At 43.1% G+C, this 19,624-nt stretch carries 17 protein-coding genes; 10 read left to right on the top strand and 7 right to left on the bottom strand.

Annotated elements, in window-relative coordinates:
• The first annotated feature begins 123 nt into the window (after positions 1-123).
• Positions 124-1,932 carry a GTP-binding protein TypA gene (locus A2W93_13515; protein ID OFY55008.1) on the top strand — a complete coding sequence of 603 codons (1,809 nt, stop codon included), beginning with the start codon at positions 124-126 and terminating at the stop codon, positions 1,930-1,932.
• Between the two features lie 84 nt (positions 1,933-2,016).
• Here the strand turns inward: A2W93_13515 and A2W93_13510 are convergent, their stop codons facing one another.
• Positions 2,017-2,556 (bottom strand): glutathione peroxidase, encoded by a 540-nt coding sequence (locus tag A2W93_13510; protein ID OFY55007.1) that lies wholly within the window; start codon positions 2,554-2,556, stop codon positions 2,017-2,019.
• A gap of 143 nt (positions 2,557-2,699) precedes the next feature.
• Between A2W93_13510 and A2W93_13505 the strand changes: the two genes are divergently transcribed.
• From A2W93_13505 to A2W93_13490, 4 genes are all read left to right on the top strand, one after another.
• Positions 2,700-4,034: a signal recognition particle protein gene (locus A2W93_13505; protein ID OFY55006.1), complete on the top strand. Its 1,335-nt coding sequence runs from the start codon at positions 2,700-2,702 to the stop codon at positions 4,032-4,034.
• A gap of 239 nt (positions 4,035-4,273) precedes the next feature.
• Complete coding sequence (locus tag A2W93_13500) at positions 4,274-5,173, top strand: bifunctional 5,10-methylene-tetrahydrofolate dehydrogenase/5,10-methylene-tetrahydrofolate cyclohydrolase (GenBank protein OFY55005.1); 900 nt, start codon at positions 4,274-4,276, stop codon at positions 5,171-5,173.
• 44 nt (positions 5,174-5,217) lie between these two features.
• The gene (locus tag A2W93_13495; protein ID OFY55004.1) at positions 5,218-5,631 is read left to right on the top strand and encodes a hypothetical protein; all 414 of its coding nucleotides are present in this window, start codon (positions 5,218-5,220) and stop codon (positions 5,629-5,631) included.
• The gene (locus A2W93_13490) at positions 5,628-6,632 is read left to right on the top strand and encodes a UDP-N-acetylenolpyruvoylglucosamine reductase (protein ID OFY55003.1); all 1,005 of its coding nucleotides are present in this window, start codon (positions 5,628-5,630) and stop codon (positions 6,630-6,632) included. Before A2W93_13495 ends, A2W93_13490 begins: the two co-directional genes overlap by 4 nt.
• 175 nt (positions 6,633-6,807) lie before the next feature.
• On the opposite strand, the gene A2W93_13485 is transcribed toward A2W93_13490, so the two are convergent.
• From A2W93_13485 to A2W93_13475, 3 genes are all read right to left on the bottom strand, one after another.
• Positions 6,808-6,996, bottom strand: a complete 189-nt coding sequence (locus A2W93_13485; protein ID OFY55002.1) for a 50S ribosomal protein L33 — start codon at positions 6,994-6,996, stop codon at positions 6,808-6,810.
• Between the two features lie 207 nt (positions 6,997-7,203).
• The gene (locus A2W93_13480) at positions 7,204-8,652 is read right to left on the bottom strand and encodes a hypothetical protein (GenBank protein OFY55001.1); all 1,449 of its coding nucleotides are present in this window, start codon (positions 8,650-8,652) and stop codon (positions 7,204-7,206) included.
• A 1-nt stretch (position 8,653) separates the two neighbouring features.
• Positions 8,654-10,438 (bottom strand): hypothetical protein, encoded by a 1,785-nt coding sequence (locus A2W93_13475; GenBank protein OFY55000.1) that lies wholly within the window; start codon positions 10,436-10,438, stop codon positions 8,654-8,656.
• A 612-nt stretch (positions 10,439-11,050) separates the two neighbouring features.
• On the opposite strand from A2W93_13475, the gene A2W93_13470 reads away from it, so the two are divergent.
• A complete protein-coding gene (locus tag A2W93_13470) occupies positions 11,051-11,602 on the top strand; it encodes a hydrolase (GenBank protein ID OFY55084.1) in 552 nt (183 codons plus the stop codon).
• Between the two features lie 397 nt (positions 11,603-11,999).
• Here the strand turns inward: A2W93_13470 and A2W93_13465 are convergent, their stop codons facing one another.
• Positions 12,000-12,788 (bottom strand): hypothetical protein, encoded by a 789-nt coding sequence (locus A2W93_13465; protein OFY54999.1) that lies wholly within the window; start codon positions 12,786-12,788, stop codon positions 12,000-12,002.
• 279 nt (positions 12,789-13,067) lie between these two features.
• Complete coding sequence (locus tag A2W93_13460) at positions 13,068-13,862, bottom strand: hypothetical protein (GenBank protein OFY54998.1); 795 nt, start codon at positions 13,860-13,862, stop codon at positions 13,068-13,070.
• A 293-nt stretch (positions 13,863-14,155) separates the two neighbouring features.
• Here A2W93_13460 and A2W93_13455 point away from each other — a divergent pair, with 293 nt between their 5' ends.
• The 3 genes from A2W93_13455 to A2W93_13445 are packed head-to-tail and all read left to right on the top strand — an operon-like array spanning position 14,156 to position 17,697.
• Complete coding sequence (locus A2W93_13455; GenBank protein ID OFY54997.1) at positions 14,156-15,421, top strand: hypothetical protein; 1,266 nt, start codon at positions 14,156-14,158, stop codon at positions 15,419-15,421.
• A 3-nt stretch (positions 15,422-15,424) separates the two neighbouring features.
• Entirely contained in the window at positions 15,425-16,342 is a 918-nt protein-coding gene (locus tag A2W93_13450) for a hypothetical protein (GenBank protein ID OFY54996.1), read from the top strand.
• On the top strand, positions 16,342-17,697 hold the full coding sequence (locus A2W93_13445; protein OFY54995.1) for a hypothetical protein: 1,356 nt from the start codon (positions 16,342-16,344) through the stop codon (positions 17,695-17,697). Before A2W93_13450 ends, A2W93_13445 begins: the two co-directional genes overlap by 1 nt.
• Before the next feature lie 351 nt (positions 17,698-18,048).
• On the opposite strand, the gene A2W93_13440 is transcribed toward A2W93_13445, so the two are convergent.
• Positions 18,049-18,405: a hypothetical protein gene (locus A2W93_13440; GenBank protein OFY54994.1), complete on the bottom strand. Its 357-nt coding sequence runs from the start codon at positions 18,403-18,405 to the stop codon at positions 18,049-18,051.
• Positions 18,406-18,483: 78 nt separating this feature from the next.
• Between A2W93_13440 and A2W93_13435 the strand changes: the two genes are divergently transcribed.
• On the top strand, positions 18,484-19,407 hold the full coding sequence (locus A2W93_13435) for a transposase (GenBank protein OFY54993.1): 924 nt from the start codon (positions 18,484-18,486) through the stop codon (positions 19,405-19,407).
• The last annotated feature ends 217 nt before the right edge of the window (positions 19,408-19,624 follow it).

Genomic DNA, 19,624 nt, shown 5'->3' with positions numbered 1-19,624 from the left:
CATTTAACAGGTCGCAAAGTTGTGTAACCTGACACGTTTAAGACAGTTCCCATCCCGATTTTGAACATTTAACTACTCTGCTGCGAAAAAAATCGTACCTTTGCGCCCTTATTTGAAAACAGGATGCACGACAAAGTAAAAATCAGGAATATTGCCATCATTGCGCACGTTGATCACGGGAAAACCACACTGGTAGACCGTTTGCTACATCAGGTAAAATTGTTCCGTGACAATCAGGACATGGGCGATTTGATTCTCGACAGCAATGATCTCGAACGCGAGCGCGGAATTACCATTCTCGCAAAGAACGTATCTGTACGGTACAAGGGTTTTAAAATTAATATCATCGACACTCCGGGTCACTCCGATTTTGGCGGCGAAGTTGAGCGGGTTCTCAATATGGCCGATGGAGTTTTGCTTGTGGTTGATGCCTTTGAAGGCCCGATGCCGCAAACACGCTTTGTGCTTGAGAAAGCCTTGGAATTGAATCTGAAACCAATTGTGGTTATCAATAAAGTTGATAAGCCCAATTGTAATCCGGATCACGCTATGGAAGCCGTGTTCGACCTTATGTTTTCGATGGGCGCCAACAGCGACCAGCTTGACTTTCCGGTTGTGTACGGTTCAGCTAAGAATGGATGGATGGGGCCTGACTGGAAAAACCAAACCGAAGATGTAAGTTACCTTCTTGACTTGATTATTGAGCGTATTCCCGAACCAATAATTCCACCAGGTAATCTGCAAATGATGATCACATCGCTCGATTATTCTACCTATACGGGTCGAATAGCTGTAGGTCGCGTACTGCGCGGAACGCTGAGGTTTACCGACGAAATTGCCATCTGCAAAAAAGACGGAAGTATTGTCAAATCGAGAATTAAGGAATTATATATTTTTGAAGGCTTGGGCAAAGAGCGCATTAAGACTGAAGTTCCGGCCGGAGAAATCTGTGCTGTTTTTGGTCCGCAGGAATTTGAAATCGGCGACACCATTGCCGATGCTGAAAATCCTGAGCCGCTCAAACCAATTCATGTGGATGAACCAACAATTTCAATGTTGTTCACCATCAACAACTCGCCGTTTTATGGAAAGGATGGAAAGTTTGTAACCTCGCGTCATGTGAGAGACCGGCTGTACAAAGAAACAGAAAAGAACCTGGCTCTTCGTGTTGAAGACACTCCTTCAGCCGATTCATGGCTGGTGTTTGGACGTGGTGTTCTTCACCTCAGTATTCTTATCGAGACTATGCGCCGCGAAGGATATGAGCTGCAAGTCGGACAGCCGAAGGTCATTCTTAAAGAAGTAGACGGAGTAAAATGCGAGCCGATTGAATGGATGACTGTGAATGTGAAATCCGATTTCAGCGGAAAGGTGATTGATATTGTCACGCAGCGCAAAGGTGATATTGTGGATATTGAAAATCGTGGAGACCGCACCAAGCTTGAATTTTCGATTCCTGCCCGTGGATTGTTCGGTCTGAGAAATGTTGTACTTACCGCCACTGAAGGTGAAGCAGTTATTTCCCATCGTTTTAAAGGATTTGAACCATGGAAGGGCGACTTTCCGGTGACCCGCAACGGTGCCCTGATTGCAATGGAGACCGGGCAGGCAATTGCATATTCACTCAATCGTTTGCAGGACCGTGGCAGCTTCTTTGTCGAGCCGTTTGACAATATATATGCCGGTCAGGTAATCGGTGAGCAAATCCGTCAGGACGACCTGGTGGTGAATGTGGTTGTTACCAAAAAGCTCAGTAATATGCGTGCGTCCGGTAGCGATGACAAAGTGACTCTTGCTCCGTCCCGTAAATTTTCGCTCGAAGAAGCCATGGAATATCTGGCCGAAGATGAATATCTCGAAATTACACCGTTGGCGTTACGTTTGAGGAAAATTATTCTCGATCATACAGAGCGCAAACGTGCAGATAAATAATTTGCTTTGCAAAAAAAAATGGCTGAATCAAAAAATTCAGCCATTTTTTTTTGCATATTATTCCTGATTCATAGATTTTACATATTATTTTTCTTCAATCCATTTAATGATTTCTTCGCTCATTGGACTTTGTTTTGGAGGAATCATGTCAACCAGATTTCCGTTTTCGTCAATCAGATATTTCTGAAAATTCCATTGCACATCTGACTCCAGAACTCCGTTGAGTTCTTTGGTCGTAAGCCACTTGTAGAGCGGATGTGTGCCATTGCCTTTCACGCTGATTTTCTCCATCATCGGAAACGATACCCCATAATTCCGGCTGCAGAATTCCCTGATTTCTTCGGCCGTTCCTGGCTCCTGACTTAAAAAATTGTTGGCCGGAAAACCAATGATGACGAAGTTTTTGTCTTTAAACTGATCGTATAATTTTTGTAATTCTTCATATTGTGGAGTAAGTCCGCATTTGCTGGCCACATTTACGATCATCACTTTTTTGCCTTTCAGTGATGCCAAATCAAAATCCGCTCCTTCCAGGGTTTTGACTTTGAATTGATGAATTGTTCCTGTTTGTGCCGAAGCTATATTGCTTAACAAAACCGATAGAATTATTATTGAAGTTTTCATGTAGTTTGATTTTTTGATGTACAAAGATAGTCCTGCATGAGGTTTTATTGAAGGCAAAATGACAATTATCACCAGTATAGCTTAGGAGAAATGGTTCGGAAAAATGCAAAAAAATGACTATTTTTGCGCAAAATTGAATAGCTATGTTTGAAGGTCTGAGCGACAGGTTAGATCGCGCGTTTAAGATGCTCAAAGGGCAGGGCAGGATTACTGAAATCAACGTTGCTGAAACGGTGAAGGAAATCCGCAAAGCATTGCTGGATGCCGACGTTAATTATGCCACTGCCAAACAATTCACCGACACGGTGAAAGAAAAGGCGCTGGGGCAGGATGTTTTGTCGTCGGTTTCTCCAGGTCAAATGATGGTGAAGATTGTTCACGATGAACTTGTAGCCCTCATGGGCGGCGACAAAGTCGAGATTAATCTGAAACCCAGTCCGGCTGTAATCCTGATGTCGGGTTTACAGGGTTCAGGTAAAACCACTTTCTCAGCAAAGCTGGCAGCCTATCTGAAAAGCAAAAAAGGACGCCAGATTTTACTGGTTGCCTGCGACGTTTATCGACCAGCTGCGGTTAATCAGATTAAAGTTTTAGGCGAGCAGATCGGCGTTCAGGTTTACACCGAAGAAGGCGTGACTGATCCGGTTCGAATTGCAAAAAATGCTGTTGCGTACGCAAAGCAGTATGGAATAAATACGGTCATCATCGATACTGCTGGTCGTCTGGCCGTGGATGAGGAGATGATGAAGGAAATCCGCAATATCCATGACGCTGTAAATCCGGCTGAGACCTTGTTTGTGGTTGATGCCATGACCGGTCAGGATGCAGTGAATACGGCCAAAGCCTTCAATGATGTTTTGAATTTTGACGGTGTTATTCTTACAAAACTTGATGGTGACACCCGCGGTGGTGCGGCCATTTCCATAAAAGCTGTTGTCAATAAGCCGATCAAATTTGTTGGTATTGGCGAAAAAATGGATGCCATTGATGTGTTCTATCCACAACGAATGGCTGACCGGATCCTGGGCATGGGCGACATTGTGTCGTTGGTTGAAAAAGCGCAGGAACAGTTTGATGAGGATGAAGCGCGCAAGCTGCAGAAGAAACTTGCCAAAGACCAGTTCACATTTGATGATTTTCTGAAACAGATTCATCAGGTGAAGAAAATGGGAAACATGAAGGATTTGATCGGAATGATTCCAGGTATGGGCAAAGCGATGAAGGACGTTGAGATTGATGACAATGCTTTTAAAAGTATCGAAGCAATCATATATTCGATGACGCAGGACGAAAGGACTAATCCTGCTTTATTGAACGGATCGCGCCGTCAGCGAATTGCAAATGGCTCCGGAACTACAGTTGCTGATGTAAACAAGCTTGTCAAACAATTCGAGGATACAAGAAAAATGATGAAGATGGTTACCACTGGCGGGGCACGCAATGCGATGAAGCAAATGAAACAGATGAAGAGAAGATAATTTGTTGATGCGATAATGCGATGATGCGATGGGGCGATGATGAGCAGATTTGAAAATGAATTTCGTTAACTTGTCACCTTGTCACCTTGTCACCTTGTCACCTTGTCACGATTGTAACGGTTTCCTGATGTGAAAATGTGGATATGTGAAAATGTGTGAAGACATATTTGTGAAGAAAATTTGTAACGTGTAACGGCTGTCACGATTGTAACGAAAAAGGTTTTAGAAAAAATATAAATATGAATCTGATTGATGGAAAACTGATCAGCGAAAAGATCAAAGAAGAAATAAGAAAAGAAGTTGCAGCGATGATCGACCGCGGTGAACGCGCGCCACATCTGGCTGCTGTTTTGGTTGGCGAAGATCCGGCCAGTCAGACTTACGTCGCAAGCAAAGAAAAAAACTGTACTTCGGTTGGAATCATTTCGACTATTTACAGATTGGAATCCAATGCTACTGAAAAGCAGCTTATGGATGTGGTTGAGTTTCTGAACAGAGATCCTGAAGTTGACGGATTTATTGTCCAGTTGCCGCTTCCGGAGCATCTTGATGAAAATAAAGTTATCGCAGCTATAAATCCTGAGAAAGATGTTGATGGATTTCATCCGGAGAATCTTGGTAAAATGGTGCTTGGTCAGGATACTTTCATTTCCGCAACACCTTATGGCATTATGGAAATGCTGCGCAGATGCCAGATTGAGACCATTGGGAAACACTGTGTGGTGATAGGCCGAAGCAATATCGTCGGCACTCCGATGTCCATTCTCATGTCGCGCACTACCAATCCCGGCAATTCCACGGTAACTCTCTGTCACAGCAAGACGGTGAACCTTAAAGAAATTGCGGCTTCGGCGGATATTCTGATCGTTGCCATCGGCAAACCAAATTTCGTTACGGCAGATATGGTCAAAGAAGGCGCAGTCGTTATTGATGTTGGAATGCACCGCATTGAAGACGCGAAGAAGGAAAGCGGTTTCCGACTGACGGGTGATGTTGATTTTCCGGAAGTATCCAAAAAAGCTTCGTGGATTACACCGGTACCGGGCGGCGTTGGTTTGACAACCATTGCTGCATTACTTATGAATACGATGAAAGCCAGACGCAAAGCCGGAAAACAGCTTGCAAATCTTGAAGAGTAAGCAGTTGAAACGAGTTGCTTTGGTTCATATGAAATCTGTAAAAGATGAATGAAATAGAACACGATGGGGTGGTAGATGAAGTGACTGGAAGTACACTTAAAGTGCGCATTGTAACTGTTGCTGCATGTGTTTCCTGTCAGATGAAAAAGGTGTGTAACCCGTCGGATATGAAAGAAAAAGTATTTGAAGTTCTTGTACAGGATCCACAGAACTACAAACCCGGCGAACTTGTCAAGTTGTCTATTTCGGAAGGAATGGGTTTGCTTGCAGCGGTTCTTGGATATATAGTTCCGGTTATTTTGCTGCTGGCGGGAGTTCTGGGTGGAATTTCTGCAGGTTTGAATGAGTTGCAGGCTTCGGGTTTGGGACTGGGTTTGGCTTTTGTTTATTATTTGTTCCTGTTTCTAACACGCAAACAATTTAGAAAACCATTTTCGTTTAAAGTGACCCACGTATGAGAATCTCGTACGATATTTCGCTAAAACAATACAATACTTTTGGCATTGATGTGAAGGCCGTATGCATGGCTGAAATTGAGAATGCTGATGATTTGATCGCGCTTTCCGAATCCTCATTGCCGGAGCCGTTATTCTGCATAGGTCAGGGCAGCAATCTGCTTTTCACGAGGGACTTTAATGGTACGCTGATCCGCATGAATAATACAGGCTGGGGAGTAATTTCGTCGCAGGGAGATGAGGTGACTATTCGCGCAAACGCTGGCTGCATCTGGGATGAACTGGTTGAGCAGACATTGATTAAGGGATATTTCGGATTTGAAAATTTATCGCATATCCCCGGAACGGTTGGCAGCACGCCGGTTCAGAACATTGGTGCCTATGGCGCTGAAGCTTCGCAGTTTATTGTAAGCGTACATGCATTCGATCGCGAATCGCAGAAATTCTTTGATATCGAAAACAAGGATTGCGACTTTGGCTATCGGCACAGCATCTTTAAATCAAAACCCGCCTGGATTGTGGTGTCGGTTGATTATCGCCTGAAATCTGTTGCCGCAACCAGCACGCATTATAAAGCGGTAGAAACATTTCTGCAAGAAAATAATCTGGATGGAAGCGATCCAATGGTGGTGCGCAAAGCTGTCATTGCCATTCGCGAAAGCAAATTGCCAGATTATAAGCAGATTGGTAATGCCGGAAGTTTTTTCCGGAATCCGGTGGTTGAGAAAAAGGTGTTTGACCAATTACATAAAAAGTTTCCCGAAATGCCTTTTTATGCTGAAGCAGATGAAAAGTTTAAGATTCCAGCTGCATGGCTGATTGAAAAGAGCGGCTGGAAAGGGTTTCAGGGGTTTCATGCCGGTGTGCACGATAAGCAGCCTTTAATATTGATCAACCTGGGTGGAGCGAGTGGACAGGAAATAAAAATGCTGGCCGAAGAGATTCAGACCAGCATAAAAAATAACTTCGGAATACAATTGCATCCCGAAGTCATTTATTTGTAAAGACAATATTTTTTTTACTTCTTGAAGAAAGACTGTGCTTCGTCAGCAGGCAGAATTCTTTGTTTGAAGCAATAGGCGCCGGTTTTTTCCGATTTCACCATTTTGATGGCCTTGGTGTATCCACGTGTCTGGCCGGTTTTGAGGGTTGCAACTACTTTCTTTGCCATGACTCAGCTTATTTAATTTCTTTGTGAACAGTAACTTTCTTGAGAATAGAGTTGTATTTCTTCAGCTCCATACGCTCAGGCGTATTCTTCTTGTTTTTAACGGTAACGTAGCGCGAAGTACCGGGAACACCGCTATTTTTGTGCTCGGTGCACTCAAGGATAACCTGAACGCGCGCTTCTTTTGATTTCTTTGCCATTTCCGTGAATTTTGGGTTGCAAAAGTAGAAAATTTATTTGAACTGACCAAATGATTGGGGAAATTTATTTTTGTAAAGAATAAACACCTCGTATGCAGGGACTTGAAACATCTGACTTTCTGAGCTATTACGTGAACTCATTGATCCTGCCACAAATGCTTTATGTTGATTCTTCGAAAACGGTAAGGTCTTCCAGACTAACCATTTTTATTTTTTGCGAATCAGGATTTTTTGGGTTGTCATACCATCAAAACCGGAAACAATTATCAGCATTGGTCCCTCGCCCAGAAATTCAGTATCAGGAAGCCAAAAATCCATATCCGGACTGTTCACTTCAAACATTTTGCTGTATCTGCAACGCCCCTGCATATCCGTGATTTCTATCAGGACAGGGCCATCACTGAAATTGTTTAAGCGGATATTCAATTCGCCGGCAGTGGCAGGAATAGGGTAAACCATAACACTGGTCTGATTGGCCGGGTCAAAATTCACCGCTGCAAACTGGCTGTATTCTGTTTGGCCGGAGAAATCGGTCTGCTGAAGCCTGTAATAGCTAACTCCTGAAAATGGCTGATAATCTGTTACTGAATAATTAATAAGCATATTGGAGTTTCCAGCTGCATCAATTTGAGTCACTTCGTTGTAGTGAACGAAATCGGAGGTTTTTTCAATCACAAAGTAATCATTGTTTGTTTCAGTGGCAGTAGCCCATGACACAAGCACGGTCTCGTCGTTTTTTTCGGCAGTGAATGTAAGCAGTTCTACGGGCAGTGGATTGTCGGATGAGGCCAATGCCCATGTCGAGAATGAACTAACGTCGGGTACGGTCACAGAGGTCGCAGTTGCAGTCTGTTCCGGAAGGGGTGCGTCCCATCCCTGGACTGACTCGTTCCAACGTTGCGCAATCATGGTGCTGACGCCTGCTGCTTCGGTCGTAGAAATGGTGAAAGTGAGTGTCGCAACGCCACCTGCGCCGCTTTTTGTCAAATGCCAGAAGCGATCCGCAACATTGCTGCTATTATCAATGTAATTATAATCGAACAAATGTGTCACTGTCACCGGACTCACTGGCAGTGGCATATTGTCGCTGGCTGTAGGGTACGTCGAAAGAGTGAACAGTCCAACATCGCCAGATGTGACATTGACGGTAAACGGAATGTATTCGCCAGTTGAAGTTGCCAGCGGTATGATATGACTTCCAACTGTTGAGCTGATTTGCCACGCCACAATACTACTGTTGTCTGTTTTCTCACACTCAATATATCCATTGGTACGGCTTATGGCCGTTGTCTGATCATTGAGAATGGTGAGCGTATTTGAGTTTATTTCCAGTGGGCCATTTTCCAGAACCAGTGTCTTTGTAACGAAAACATTTCGTTGGAGTTGTGCGCCCGAAGCATTTATAAGCGTTAGATTATTGAAGCCTGTAGCAGCACTGCCACTAATGCTCTGAACCGTATTGCCGTTCATAATTACCGTCTGGCTGGAGTCGGCAAAGACCCCATTGTTTACAAAATCGCCCTTGATTGCAACAGTGGTTTCATCGTGAAACTGCAGGTTGCCATTGTTGGTTAATTGTGCCTGCAGAAGGGGAACAATTAATAGAGTTGATAATATAAAGATGAGAGTTTTCATAGTGTATTTTCCAATCTGCATTTTATTGTGTGTTCATATACCATTGCACATCCTGAAAGGTGACATTCAGCCCGCTGCTGTTAACGGAGCAATACAATTCGAAATAGTCTGCTTTTGAAATGTCTTCGAGATAAATGACGGTTGAAAACTGGAAGGGTTGTGCAGCAGTGGTTATTCTGAGATTTGTTTCGCCAAAGAGTACAGATGGATTTCCGTTTTTTACCAGACCAATTGTCACAACTCTGTTGCTTGAACTACTCGTCAGATTGCCGGTGATGATCACATATGCATCGCGTTTATTCGTTGGCAGGTAAGTGGCTTTATTGTTTTCAACTTTCCATTTGCAGGAAATGCTTGAAGTATTTGTCCATACACATTTGTACCATGTGGACGCATTTGTAATCGGAGTTGTTGTTCCATTATTCACAACGTTGATTTTCGCATGCGGCGTTTTATCCTCTATCCCTAAATTGTTGGCAATTTCAGCATCTGCATCACGTCCATCGGTACGTGAAAAATCAAACCCTTCAATATAATATCCAAGATGGTTCCACGCAGTGTTTTTGATAATAATGGTTGAGAACGTGAACCCGGCCGGGTGATAGACAAGGGCGGTGTCTGTTGCATTGACGCATTCAAATACAATTGAACCAGCATGAAAGGCAGCTGCCGAACCTTTATCCAAATTAATTCCACGTGTACAATTCATGAAATCGGTTTCCGAAATGCGGATCTTCACACCCGGAACATTTCCATGAATGAGCAATCCATTATTTGTAGCATCATAGAAATCGCATTCGAAAATCCAGAGCTCGGCATTGGTGGAATCTAGGATAGTGTTGTAAAATCCATCGAAAACGCAGTCTTTTATCTCATTATAAGTATCAGGTCCCACAAAGCGGATGGCATCTTCGCCCACATTGGTTCCATAACCAGCCAGCGCCGGATTTCCGACAAAGTCGAGCATTTTGAAATACGTCTCCGATACGCAGCGAAACATGGGTTTTCCGCTGAGTGAAGCAGCCGGAATAATTGCAGCAGAGCCATACGAAGCCCCCTGTATTGTTACCGGATACGGCAGGTCAATGGTGATGGTGTTGCTAACTTCATAGTCGCTTCCACTCAGTCTGACAATGGTAGGAACCGACATGTGTTCTTCCAGGTATTCAAAGACTTCGTTTAAGCTTTGCCAGCTATCATCCGGCGATACATCCAGGATGTCTTCGAGGTGCGGTTCGCGTCCCTGAACAATCCAGTTGCCATTGTAAGCTACATAGGTTCGAGAGATGAAGCGATTCATATTGCAGCTGTCCAAACCATCAATCAGAGCACCACTGTTGCCTTTCACAACAACAAGGTCCATATGGCTGCCTATATTCTTAATGGTGATTTTTATTCCATCGTCGGTTGCCGTCACTGCAGGTAATGTCACTGTTATGTCATTGCTGGCCACTACAAAGGTCTCCGATTTGGTTAGTGTGCTGGATGTGGTTTTTGAATAGATCTGTGGCTTGTCAGCGCCGGTAATTAGTTTCACCCATTGACTGCCGTCCCAATAGTAGAAACCATCAGCTACTGCGCCTCCGTCGGAATACACCAGCATGCCTTCGGGAACGGGTGCACTTAGAGGTGACGCATTTGTTATATCATTGATTGCGACTCTTGGCCCCAGAAACCCCTTGCTACCGCTCTCAATTTCGAGCATAGAGTTGGAATTGATGGAGCCAGGATTGTCACCAATTTTGACCTGAGCCCGGGTCAATAATGTCAGAAAAAAGAAGAAGAAAAAAACAGAAATAAATTTCATAAAAGTCGTTTAATTAAAGTTTGGGTTGAAAAGCATGTAGAATTGTTGTTGAACTCGCGTTGGTGAGCAAACATGTACTTTAATCATGAAAAAAGTAACCCGGAATTTTTATTTTTGCAGTTCCTGAGAAATTCTATTCTAAACAGGTTGCACGAAAAAATATTTCGACCTTGAGCATTTTATTTGTCGCTCGGTCCGTATTGCAAAATTACGCCTTATTTATTCTAATTCTAAAAATAAATATTTGACAATTAACAAGTAAGAACAATTGACTCCGTATTAACCAATGCATGCACCATGTATATATATGTGGATACTCATACTCTATGAGGTTGGTGTTAATATTTTATTTTTCAAGCAATTGACTCTTTAATATCAGCATGGCATTAGATTTCATTTTCCGATAGACTTACCTTGGGGTTCTGTCTAATTATCAGCAATATGAAGTTGTTGATATTCAATTTGATAACAAATCACGAGGTTCTTTACATGTTTAATCCGGCAAATGGGAAAATTCGTCCGAAGCGCGGCGGAATATTCGCTTAGATGCCCGTTATTGATGGTATTACATTTCTTCGATTTCACGATTTTTTACCTTTGCAAAAAAATCCAATGACACGCACCACCGCACTCGAATTACTTGACCAGCACATTAAGAATCCTCGTATGAAAGCACATTGTCTAGCCTCGGAAGTAGTGATGCGCGCAGTGGCGGACCATTTTGGCGAAGATGAAGAATTGTGGGGACTGGCCGGACTACTGCACGACATTGATGTCGAAATCACCAACGCCGATGCGATGACGCACGGACAAGTCTGTGTGCCCATTTTGCGCGAAGCAGGCCTTCACGAAGATGCCATTGAGGCCATCAGCCTGCACAACGAAATGTCGGCTCCGAAGCCTCGCAGCACGCGGTTTCATCATGCATTGGCAGCAGCTGAAACCATCACAGGTCTGATTATGGCCACAGCATTGGTCTATCCGGATAAAAAAATCAGCAGTGTGAAGCCGAAGTCGGTTGTGAAGCGCATGAAGGAAGTGAATTTTGCTGCTTCCGTGAAGCGCGAAAACATTCTTGAATGCGAAAAAATCGACTTGCCGATTGAGGCTTTTGCCACGATGGCTTTGCAGGCTATGAGCGAGATTGAGGCGGAGCTTATGTAGAAATGCGAATGAATGTGAAAATGTGACGCTGCGCGTATGTGGGAAAAAGAGAGACGATAAAATCGTGTAGCGATGATGCCGTTATGATGTGAAGATGTGCGCTTCACGTGAAACGTGACACGGTCGCGAATGTGGAGATGTGAAAACACAAGATGCGATTGTTCGATAATGCGAAATGCGATGGGGCAATGGTGCGATGATGCGATAATTCGAGGGGGCGATGATGCGACAATGCGATATGAAATCAGGTGTGAATTACTCGCTTTTTGCGGCAAAAACACTGTCCCGGAAATCTTATACGCGCCAGTTGGCTGGGGCTGAAACCAAGTAGCAGGCAGCGAGCTAAGTTCACTGATTTAGAGCCTTTTTGCCTTGTGGCAACTTAAAATATTCGAATTTATATGCCCGGATTAGTGTCTTCCTCGTCAATTCCAGGCAGCTTTTCGCTGGCAAGACTTTGCTTTTTTAAATATCCGGCCAGGAAAACCATCAGTAAAATGACGGCTGATGTACTGTTGAAAAAAATTCTTGAACCCAGATACATTGACACTCCCAAAACATATGCGTTGTTGATTAAAACCAACAGAAAGGTGAAAAGAACAAGTATAATGGCAATTGTTCCTGCATCGTGATGAGCATGCAGCGATACTGGACTTTTTTTATCGTAGTTTCTGAATTTCAAAACCAAATAAATATTGTATAAAACCAGTTGAGCGTTGAAGAGAACGTAGATGGAAGTCAGACGAAGTGTGTCGGTATTTCTAACAATCATATTATCAAAATTGTCTGGCAATGCACCGGACAGATATTCAACCTGAAGTGCAGGCGTGAGAAACCAGAAAGGGATGAAGCAGATAAAGACAAACAGGGCCGGCAACAAATGAATGAACACTTTTCTGAAAGGAACCGATGCTCCCAGAAATAAGGCAAAGCCGAAGCATGAGCTGAACGGGATCAGCAACAAGCTGACCGGCTGCCTGAGCGGAAACAGAATTGTAGCAACACTGTTCAGTTTTATACAAAATATAAAGAAATATAAATAGGTAAACGTCAACAATCCGAAAACGATGAACAGACACAAGTGATGCAGCTGTTTAAGTTGAAAATACCTTTTTAGCAGCAGTATAAAAGCTGAAAAAGAAATCGCCAGTGGCAGAACTGAAAGAGCCAGATCGAAATAATTCATATTTCATGATTTACCTTGAATGCAAATATATGTCATTCTTTGGCAATTTGTTAGTACTTGTCTAAAAATATTTGATTTCACAAGGGTATGTTTCCTCGATTTGTTTTCGTTTTGATCTCAACTGCTGCAGCCATGCCACATTACTTATTTTATGAAGTCTCTTTGACAGATGTTTAGAGGCTATATAAAAACTACTCATTGTCACGAATTATTTCCCGATCGCTGTAGTGACGGTGTCAGTGCCATTAATAAAGCTGGCTAATGAAAGTCGCTACAATTCTATCGTTGCTTTTCTGTAGGCGTTTTAGCATTCAACATTGTTTCTATTGTTTCGAACGAAATACATTCTTTTCGCAAATACCCATAAATGAATATCAGCAATAATATGACAGTAGAAAGCAGGCTGAACATTATTCTTGAATTCTGCATTTGTGAGATACCAAGGAAATAGGCGTTGTCGACCAGCACCAGCAATAAAGTAAGAAACACCAAAGTGACAGTAAATGTGCTGGTTCCCTTAATCAGAAAAAGTGAATGGGCGTGTGTTTTTTTATAATGGTTGAATTCACGGATGGCCAGAAGTGAATAAACAAGGAGCATTGCATTGAATATAATGAATACTGACACTAATCGGAGAATCTGCACATTTGTAATGACAAAATTGTTTGTGGTGTTCGTGTAATCCTGTGACAGGTACCCAAGTTGAATTTCCTGCGGCACGAACCAGAATGGAATGAAGCCAACAAATACAAAAATGGCAGGAAGGATATGAAGCATTGCGATACCGGCTTGCATTTTATTACCCAGAAAGGTCGAAATCATAAAAAAATAACAGGCTGGAATAAGCAGCATCTTCACTGGCTGTCGTAATGGGAATAGCCATGCGATGATCTCATATTCTGCCTGGCAGAAAAGCCAGATGTAGAGATAACTGAATGCAAGAAGTACAAAAACCAGTAACAGGAATAAATGATGAATTTTTCGAAGCAGCAGATATCTTAAGAGCAGCATCACAATGGCAACCACTGATATCAGCAAAGGCATTATTGATATTATCTGATCAAACTGTTGCATAAAATGGCTTTTTACAGAGGTAAAAATAGTAAATATATTGATTAAAAATCTGATCATTTATTTTGACTGATTTTTATTGGCCAGGTAAAACCTGATAAATCGATTAGTTGGATTTTCAGATAACGTTAAAATGCAAACATAACCCGCCAGGTTGCTGAAGTTTTTATTTTAACAATTGTGTTAAAGTGATAGGTCATTCATCAGCCCTTATTTAACAATTGTGTATCTTGGAGGCCTAATTGAGTTCGAATTCCAACACCATGAGAAAGTATTTGTTTTTTATAGCCTTTTTAGTGTCCCTGTTTCCGTTGCAGGCGCAGATTCAGGTAGTCCACGACCTCACCTGCTTTGGTGATACCGACGGTGCTGTCATTGCCGTGCCTGGCTTTGGTACTGCTCCGCATACCTATTTGTGGAACACAACTGAGACCACCCAGGCCATTCACAATCTGAGTGCCGGAACCTACAGTGTCACTGTTACCGACGCGCTTGCGGCTACTGCAGTTTATTCCTACGATCTCACGCAGCCAGCACAAATAGCCATTTCCACAGTGACAATCACCCCCAGCACCTGTGACGGCTTCAACAATGGTGCTATCGATATCGGCGTCAGTGGCGGTGTTGCGGCATATAGCTATTTCTGGCGTGATGTAAATTTCGATTCCACCTTTTATACTGAAGATATTTCCGGAGTGCGCGGAGGAACCTATCGAATTGAAGTAACAGACAGCTGGAACTGCATGGTGTTCGACACTATTGTAATTCCGAATGTGGATACGATTCCGTACACATCAAACCTGGTTGGTTATGTTTGCAACGGGCTCAAAGGAAATGCAAGTGTTACAGCTCTGTTGGCTGATACCGGGTATTATTACTCCTACACATGGGACACAGAATTTGTTGATGGTTCCTTTACAACCAACGATACTATTTATCAGGGTGGGGTAGCGCTTCTTGCAGGAACTTATACCATTACAATCACCGACAACCAGACTGCCTGCCAGGGATATTATGATTTTGTCATTAATCAATCGGCAACGCCCATGGTGGTGTCTGAAACTGTTGTTCACAACATTTGTGACAACGACACTTATGGTTCCATTTCACTTTTTATCACAGGAGGTGATCCGAAGCCGGACTACGATATCACATGGGCAGGACCGAACGGATTTACTGCTACGGGAGGAACGATGATTTCGGGCCTTGTATCTGGTGTGTATAATTATACCGCTACTGACGACAGCGCGTGTACAAATACAACGACCGTTGTTATTCACAGCGAACTGGGCGATTGCTTCACGTTGCCGAATCTTGTTTCGCCCAATGGGGACGGATTCAACGATACCTACTATGTAGAAGGCGCTTGTAATTACGTGAGTTTCTTCATGCAGATTTACGATTCGTGGGGCAAGCTGGTGTTTGAAACCACCGATTGTGCAGGCGCGTGGAATCCGCTCGACAATGATGCTCCTGCGAACAGCGTCTATTATTATGTTGTGCGTCTGAACGACGGCATCATCGAAAAGGAATACAAGAACAGTATTGACGTAAAATACTAAGCCATGAAAAGAATTATAATCTTCAGCATATCGCTGCTAATCTGCACAGCTCTTTTTGCACAGTTTCAGGTAGGCCAGAGCCTGAGCCCTTTTCAGAATGTTGCGCCTGAAACACAGAATCAGGCCTTGTCGGCGTGGTACGGTGTTCCGCAACTCAGTTTCTCGACCGGATCGCGCATCGACGGATTCGGCAACAGACCTGTCTATCAAACACTCGCACTCTCGGCGCCGACTGGTAACAACACCGGTGCTGCATTTGTTATAAACCGCGAAAAAGCAGGACTTACAACGATGCTGTCCGCCGATTTCTCTTTTTTATATTCATTGAATCTGGCTCCTGAAAAGGCCATGAAGCTGGTGTTTCACGGGACCGGCTCCTTCAATCAGATGACATTCAATATAGATGATGCGGTAGTCAATCAGTACGATGATCCCATACTTGCAGGCGGAACTATGCATCAGCCGGCAGGAAATGCATCTGCGGGCATAGCGCTGGTGAGCCAGAATAAATTTTATATTGGACTTAATGCTTCGCAGCTGATCCCTGTCCGTTACGGATTCATGAATAATGTTGTAGACAACCAGATGAAACCGGTCATCGGATTGCAGGGGGCCTATGTATATTCGCTCAATGAAAATGCTTCGCTGCAGGGCTGGGCTGCTGCAGGAATGAGCAATAAAATTTTCGGATTTCAGCTTGGCGCCGATTTCAAATACCGCAAGATATTTTGGGTGGGCGCAGGGTACAGAAATAATTCATCAATTATTTTCAACGCCGGAATCACTGCACAGAGCTTCAGTTTCGGTTATGCCTTTGCCTATGGTATGTCCGATGCAGTGAAGAACAATGCCACTTATGCCGGTGTGAGTAATGCGATTTTTATTCGTAAGATTTTCAACGAACAAAAAGCAGCACGCTAATGAAACGTTCGCTGTTTTTTATATTGACGTTTCTGATATACGCAGCTGATGCGGGTTTTGCACAACAAGCGTTGTTGCGGATCGATAGTCTGTATGCAGCCGGCAAGCTGATAATAAAACCGGTCAGCGAGCTTAATTGTCCTCAGGGCGATTATGCACCTGTATTGCTGAATTCGGGAAAACTGATTTTTACTTCGGAGCGGGTGAATCCCGAAACGCGCGAAATGTCGCTGGCAGGCAATCAGAACGTGTATGAATACAATCCGAAAAATGGTAAAACAAAATACAGCTATTTCTACAACACCGATGATCATACAGCGGTGTCCGGCATCAGCGCTGATAAGAAGGCGGTCTTTCTATTCCGTGCCTGGAATGGAGGCGACATTTATTCAACCGCCGGATTATCCGGAAAAGAAAAATACAATCATTTCAAACGCATTCCGTTTCCGCTGAATACGGACGAAAGTCAGGAACAGTCAGCGTCTTCATTTAACAATTGGATGATTTTTTCATCGGATCGAAGTGGCGGACAAGGTGGATTTGATCTGTATTTCGGCTTGGCGGATGAGAAAATGAAATTATCAGATGTTTTGTCGATCGATAGTGTTAATGCCGTTTCCGATGAGACGGATGTTCGTGTAATGGACGACGGCACTTTGCTTTTCAGCAGCAACCGCAACGGAAAATTCAAACCGTATTATTCTACATTTGACGGCTCAAAATGGTCTGCACCCAAAGCGGTATCATTCATCCCGGACAGCTTTATTGCAAGCGATGTGCGCGATCTGGTGGTGTATGACACCGTGTTTTATTTTAGCAGCAACCTCAGTGGAAATTATGATATTTATTCCTGCGAAATAATTAAAGACACCATTCCGGTTATCAAACCGGATACCGTTGTAGTAGAAGTAATAGACACCGTGCCGGTTGTAACTGAATTCGAGCAGAAACTGATTGAACTCGAAGAGAGACTCGATACCATTGCGTTCAAGCCTTACCGGGCGTTTGTACAGGTTGGCGCCTATCGTTATGTGAAAACCATTGATGAATTCAAACATCGCTTTCCGGCCTTTGATACCACTGCGTTACGCATGGAATATGAGGTTCTGAATGCTTCGTCACGCGACACCGTCTGGAAATACATGATTGATCAAACTTATATGACACTACGTGAAGCCGCATTACGACAGCAAGTGGCACTAAAGCAGCAATCTAATAAAATCAATTTGTACGAATCTCCCGTCGATGCCTTCATTGCTGTGTACGACGCGCGCAATGTGCGGATTGTCATCTTTTTCAATCTTGAAAAGAAAAAATACAAGATTCTGGTGGGGGATGAGGTGGTGTATTTTTAATGGGGAGTTTTATTGAAAACGCTGAATCAGCATACATCGCAGATGAATGTTGATTCGCATTTGCGTCAATAAGACCTGCTGAGGGGGTGCAAAATCTTTCGCGTTCATTTGCGTAATTCGCAGAAGAAAGGAGTCTGGCGGTTTTCGGGGAGATCCCGATTGAGTCAGTATAGCTAAAACTCAGTAAGGGACCGGGAACTAAGCATTCGGATTTTGTGTTTTTGCAACGACTAATTAACCCACGCCAATGCAAGCGTTTTAATGTATGTGCAATAAAAAAACAGGCACGAATTTCATTTCCGCGCCTGTTAGTTTTTACCAGGCCGTGCCAGTAAGAGAGGATGACTTTAATTAATCATTCCTGTCAACAGCAGTGGCAGAGATGGTGTTGTTTTCGTTGATAATGATGTCGTAATCGAAGCATTCGCTCATAAATACGGTATCAACAAACAGCACGGAGTCAACCGTTGCAGTGAATACAACTTCGCCCGGTGCATAGGACACATAAGCCGAAGACGTGCCCGGCTCAATGTTGTTTATGTTTTCGGTATTTCCACCCGATGTCTTTATCTGAACACTGGCTTTTTCGCTGCCCTCGTTAACGATGCGTGCTGCCGGATCTTCGCCGTTGCATTTTTTGCAGCTACTGAATCCAAGAATGATTGTTGCAGCTAAAAAAAGCGCTGCTGTTAATTTGAATGTTTTCATTTTATTAAAAAATTTTTTGTATCTCCGCAATAATGCCAGATTAAAAAATTCCTGTACCTTATAGGGAAATTATTTGACGTGAAAATAATCAAATTCATTGAAAACTTTCCTGATGAACAAAGCTGCAGAGATCATTTCAGGCATGTTCGTGAAAAAGAAGGCATAGTTTGTAAGCGCTGTGGATGCGAAAAACACTATTGGTTAAAAGCAAAAGACATGTGGCAATGTTCTGAATGTGAGTTCAGGACTACGTTGCGAAGTGGAACCATGATGGAAAATTCGAATCTGCCAATTCGTACATGGTATTTGGCTATGGCATTTATGACTCATAGCAAGAAAGGAATATCCGCAACCGAGTTACAGCGGCAGTTGGGACATAAACGATATGAGCCGGTTTGGGCAATGATGCATAAGATTCGTGCGGCAATGGGTCAGAGAGAAGAACTGTATCAGCTTGAGGGCATGATAGAAATTGATGAAGGATACTTTGTAACCGAAACAAGCAAAGAGGATAAAGAAAATCAAAAGCGTGGCCGTGGCAGCAAAAAGAAAAAGAATGTTGGAGTAATGGCAGAGTCAACACCGCTTGAAGACTTGAATACAGGCAAGAAAAGCAATCAGTGCCGCTTTTTCAAGATGAAAGTTTTGGAAAATCACAAGGCCGAAAATATAGATCAGATGGTTGAACAAAGCATTGATGAAAAAAGCATTGTGTTCTCAGATAAGAGTACAAGCTATGTCAACATTTCAGAATATGTTGAAGTACATATCGTGGAAAAATCCTCAGAAGAAGTCACAACAAGCACTCTTAAATGGGTACATGTGGCAATTAGTAATGCAAAACGTACGCTGCTGGGTATCTATCATAAAATCAAAGGCAAATATCTCCAGGCATATCTTGATGAGTTCTGCTACAAACTAAACCGCAGGTATTTCGGAGATCGGCTATTCGACAGGCTTGCAATTGCAATCGCAGTAGGTGACTGGCATAAAAAGGGATGATCAAAAAAAATTTTTAGACGGGGCGCATTGCGATAACCATGCCGCTAATTATTTTTGTGCGTCGCAAAATCATTATGCCCCATTACTGGAGAAAGGAACAATTGCTTCGTCTGTTTTTTCAGGAGTATCCATGTAATAAAAAAGGTCTTTGAAGAAGTTGCAACAAGTAGTCAAATTATATTTGCTACAAATTTTTAAATGTTCAACTTAAACAAAG

The sequence above is a fragment of the Bacteroidetes bacterium GWF2_43_63 genome, assembly GCA_001769275.1.
Lineage (GTDB): Bacteria > Bacteroidota > Bacteroidia > Bacteroidales > DTU049 > GWF2-43-63.
The sequence above is the reverse complement of the archived record's forward strand: the minus strand, read 5'-3'. Positions and strand labels throughout refer to the sequence as shown.

Coding starts and splice junctions, on each gene's coding strand:
- A2W93_13495 (OFY55004.1), top strand. CDS start 5,218: ATGAATGAAATAGAACACGATGGGGTGGTAGATGAAGTGACTGGAAGT.
- A2W93_13480 (OFY55001.1), bottom strand. CDS start 8,652: ATGCAGATTGGAAAATACACTATGAAAACTCTCATCTTTATATTATCA.
- A2W93_13485 (OFY55002.1), bottom strand. CDS start 6,996: ATGGCAAAGAAATCAAAAGAAGCGCGCGTTCAGGTTATCCTTGAGTGC.
- A2W93_13475 (OFY55000.1), bottom strand. CDS start 10,438: ATGAAATTTATTTCTGTTTTTTTCTTCTTCTTTTTTCTGACATTATTG.
- A2W93_13515 (OFY55008.1), top strand. CDS start 124: ATGCACGACAAAGTAAAAATCAGGAATATTGCCATCATTGCGCACGTT.
- A2W93_13510 (OFY55007.1), bottom strand. CDS start 2,556: ATGAAAACTTCAATAATAATTCTATCGGTTTTGTTAAGCAATATAGCT.
- A2W93_13460 (OFY54998.1), bottom strand. CDS start 13,862: ATGCAACAGTTTGATCAGATAATATCAATAATGCCTTTGCTGATATCA.
- A2W93_13490 (OFY55003.1), top strand. CDS start 5,628: ATGAGAATCTCGTACGATATTTCGCTAAAACAATACAATACTTTTGGC.
- A2W93_13470 (OFY55084.1), top strand. CDS start 11,051: ATGACACGCACCACCGCACTCGAATTACTTGACCAGCACATTAAGAAT.
- A2W93_13450 (OFY54996.1), top strand. CDS start 15,425: ATGAAAAGAATTATAATCTTCAGCATATCGCTGCTAATCTGCACAGCT.
- A2W93_13440 (OFY54994.1), bottom strand. CDS start 18,405: ATGAAAACATTCAAATTAACAGCAGCGCTTTTTTTAGCTGCAACAATC.
- A2W93_13505 (OFY55006.1), top strand. CDS start 2,700: ATGTTTGAAGGTCTGAGCGACAGGTTAGATCGCGCGTTTAAGATGCTC.
- A2W93_13445 (OFY54995.1), top strand. CDS start 16,342: ATGAAACGTTCGCTGTTTTTTATATTGACGTTTCTGATATACGCAGCT.
- A2W93_13500 (OFY55005.1), top strand. CDS start 4,274: ATGAATCTGATTGATGGAAAACTGATCAGCGAAAAGATCAAAGAAGAA.
- A2W93_13465 (OFY54999.1), bottom strand. CDS start 12,788: ATGAATTATTTCGATCTGGCTCTTTCAGTTCTGCCACTGGCGATTTCT.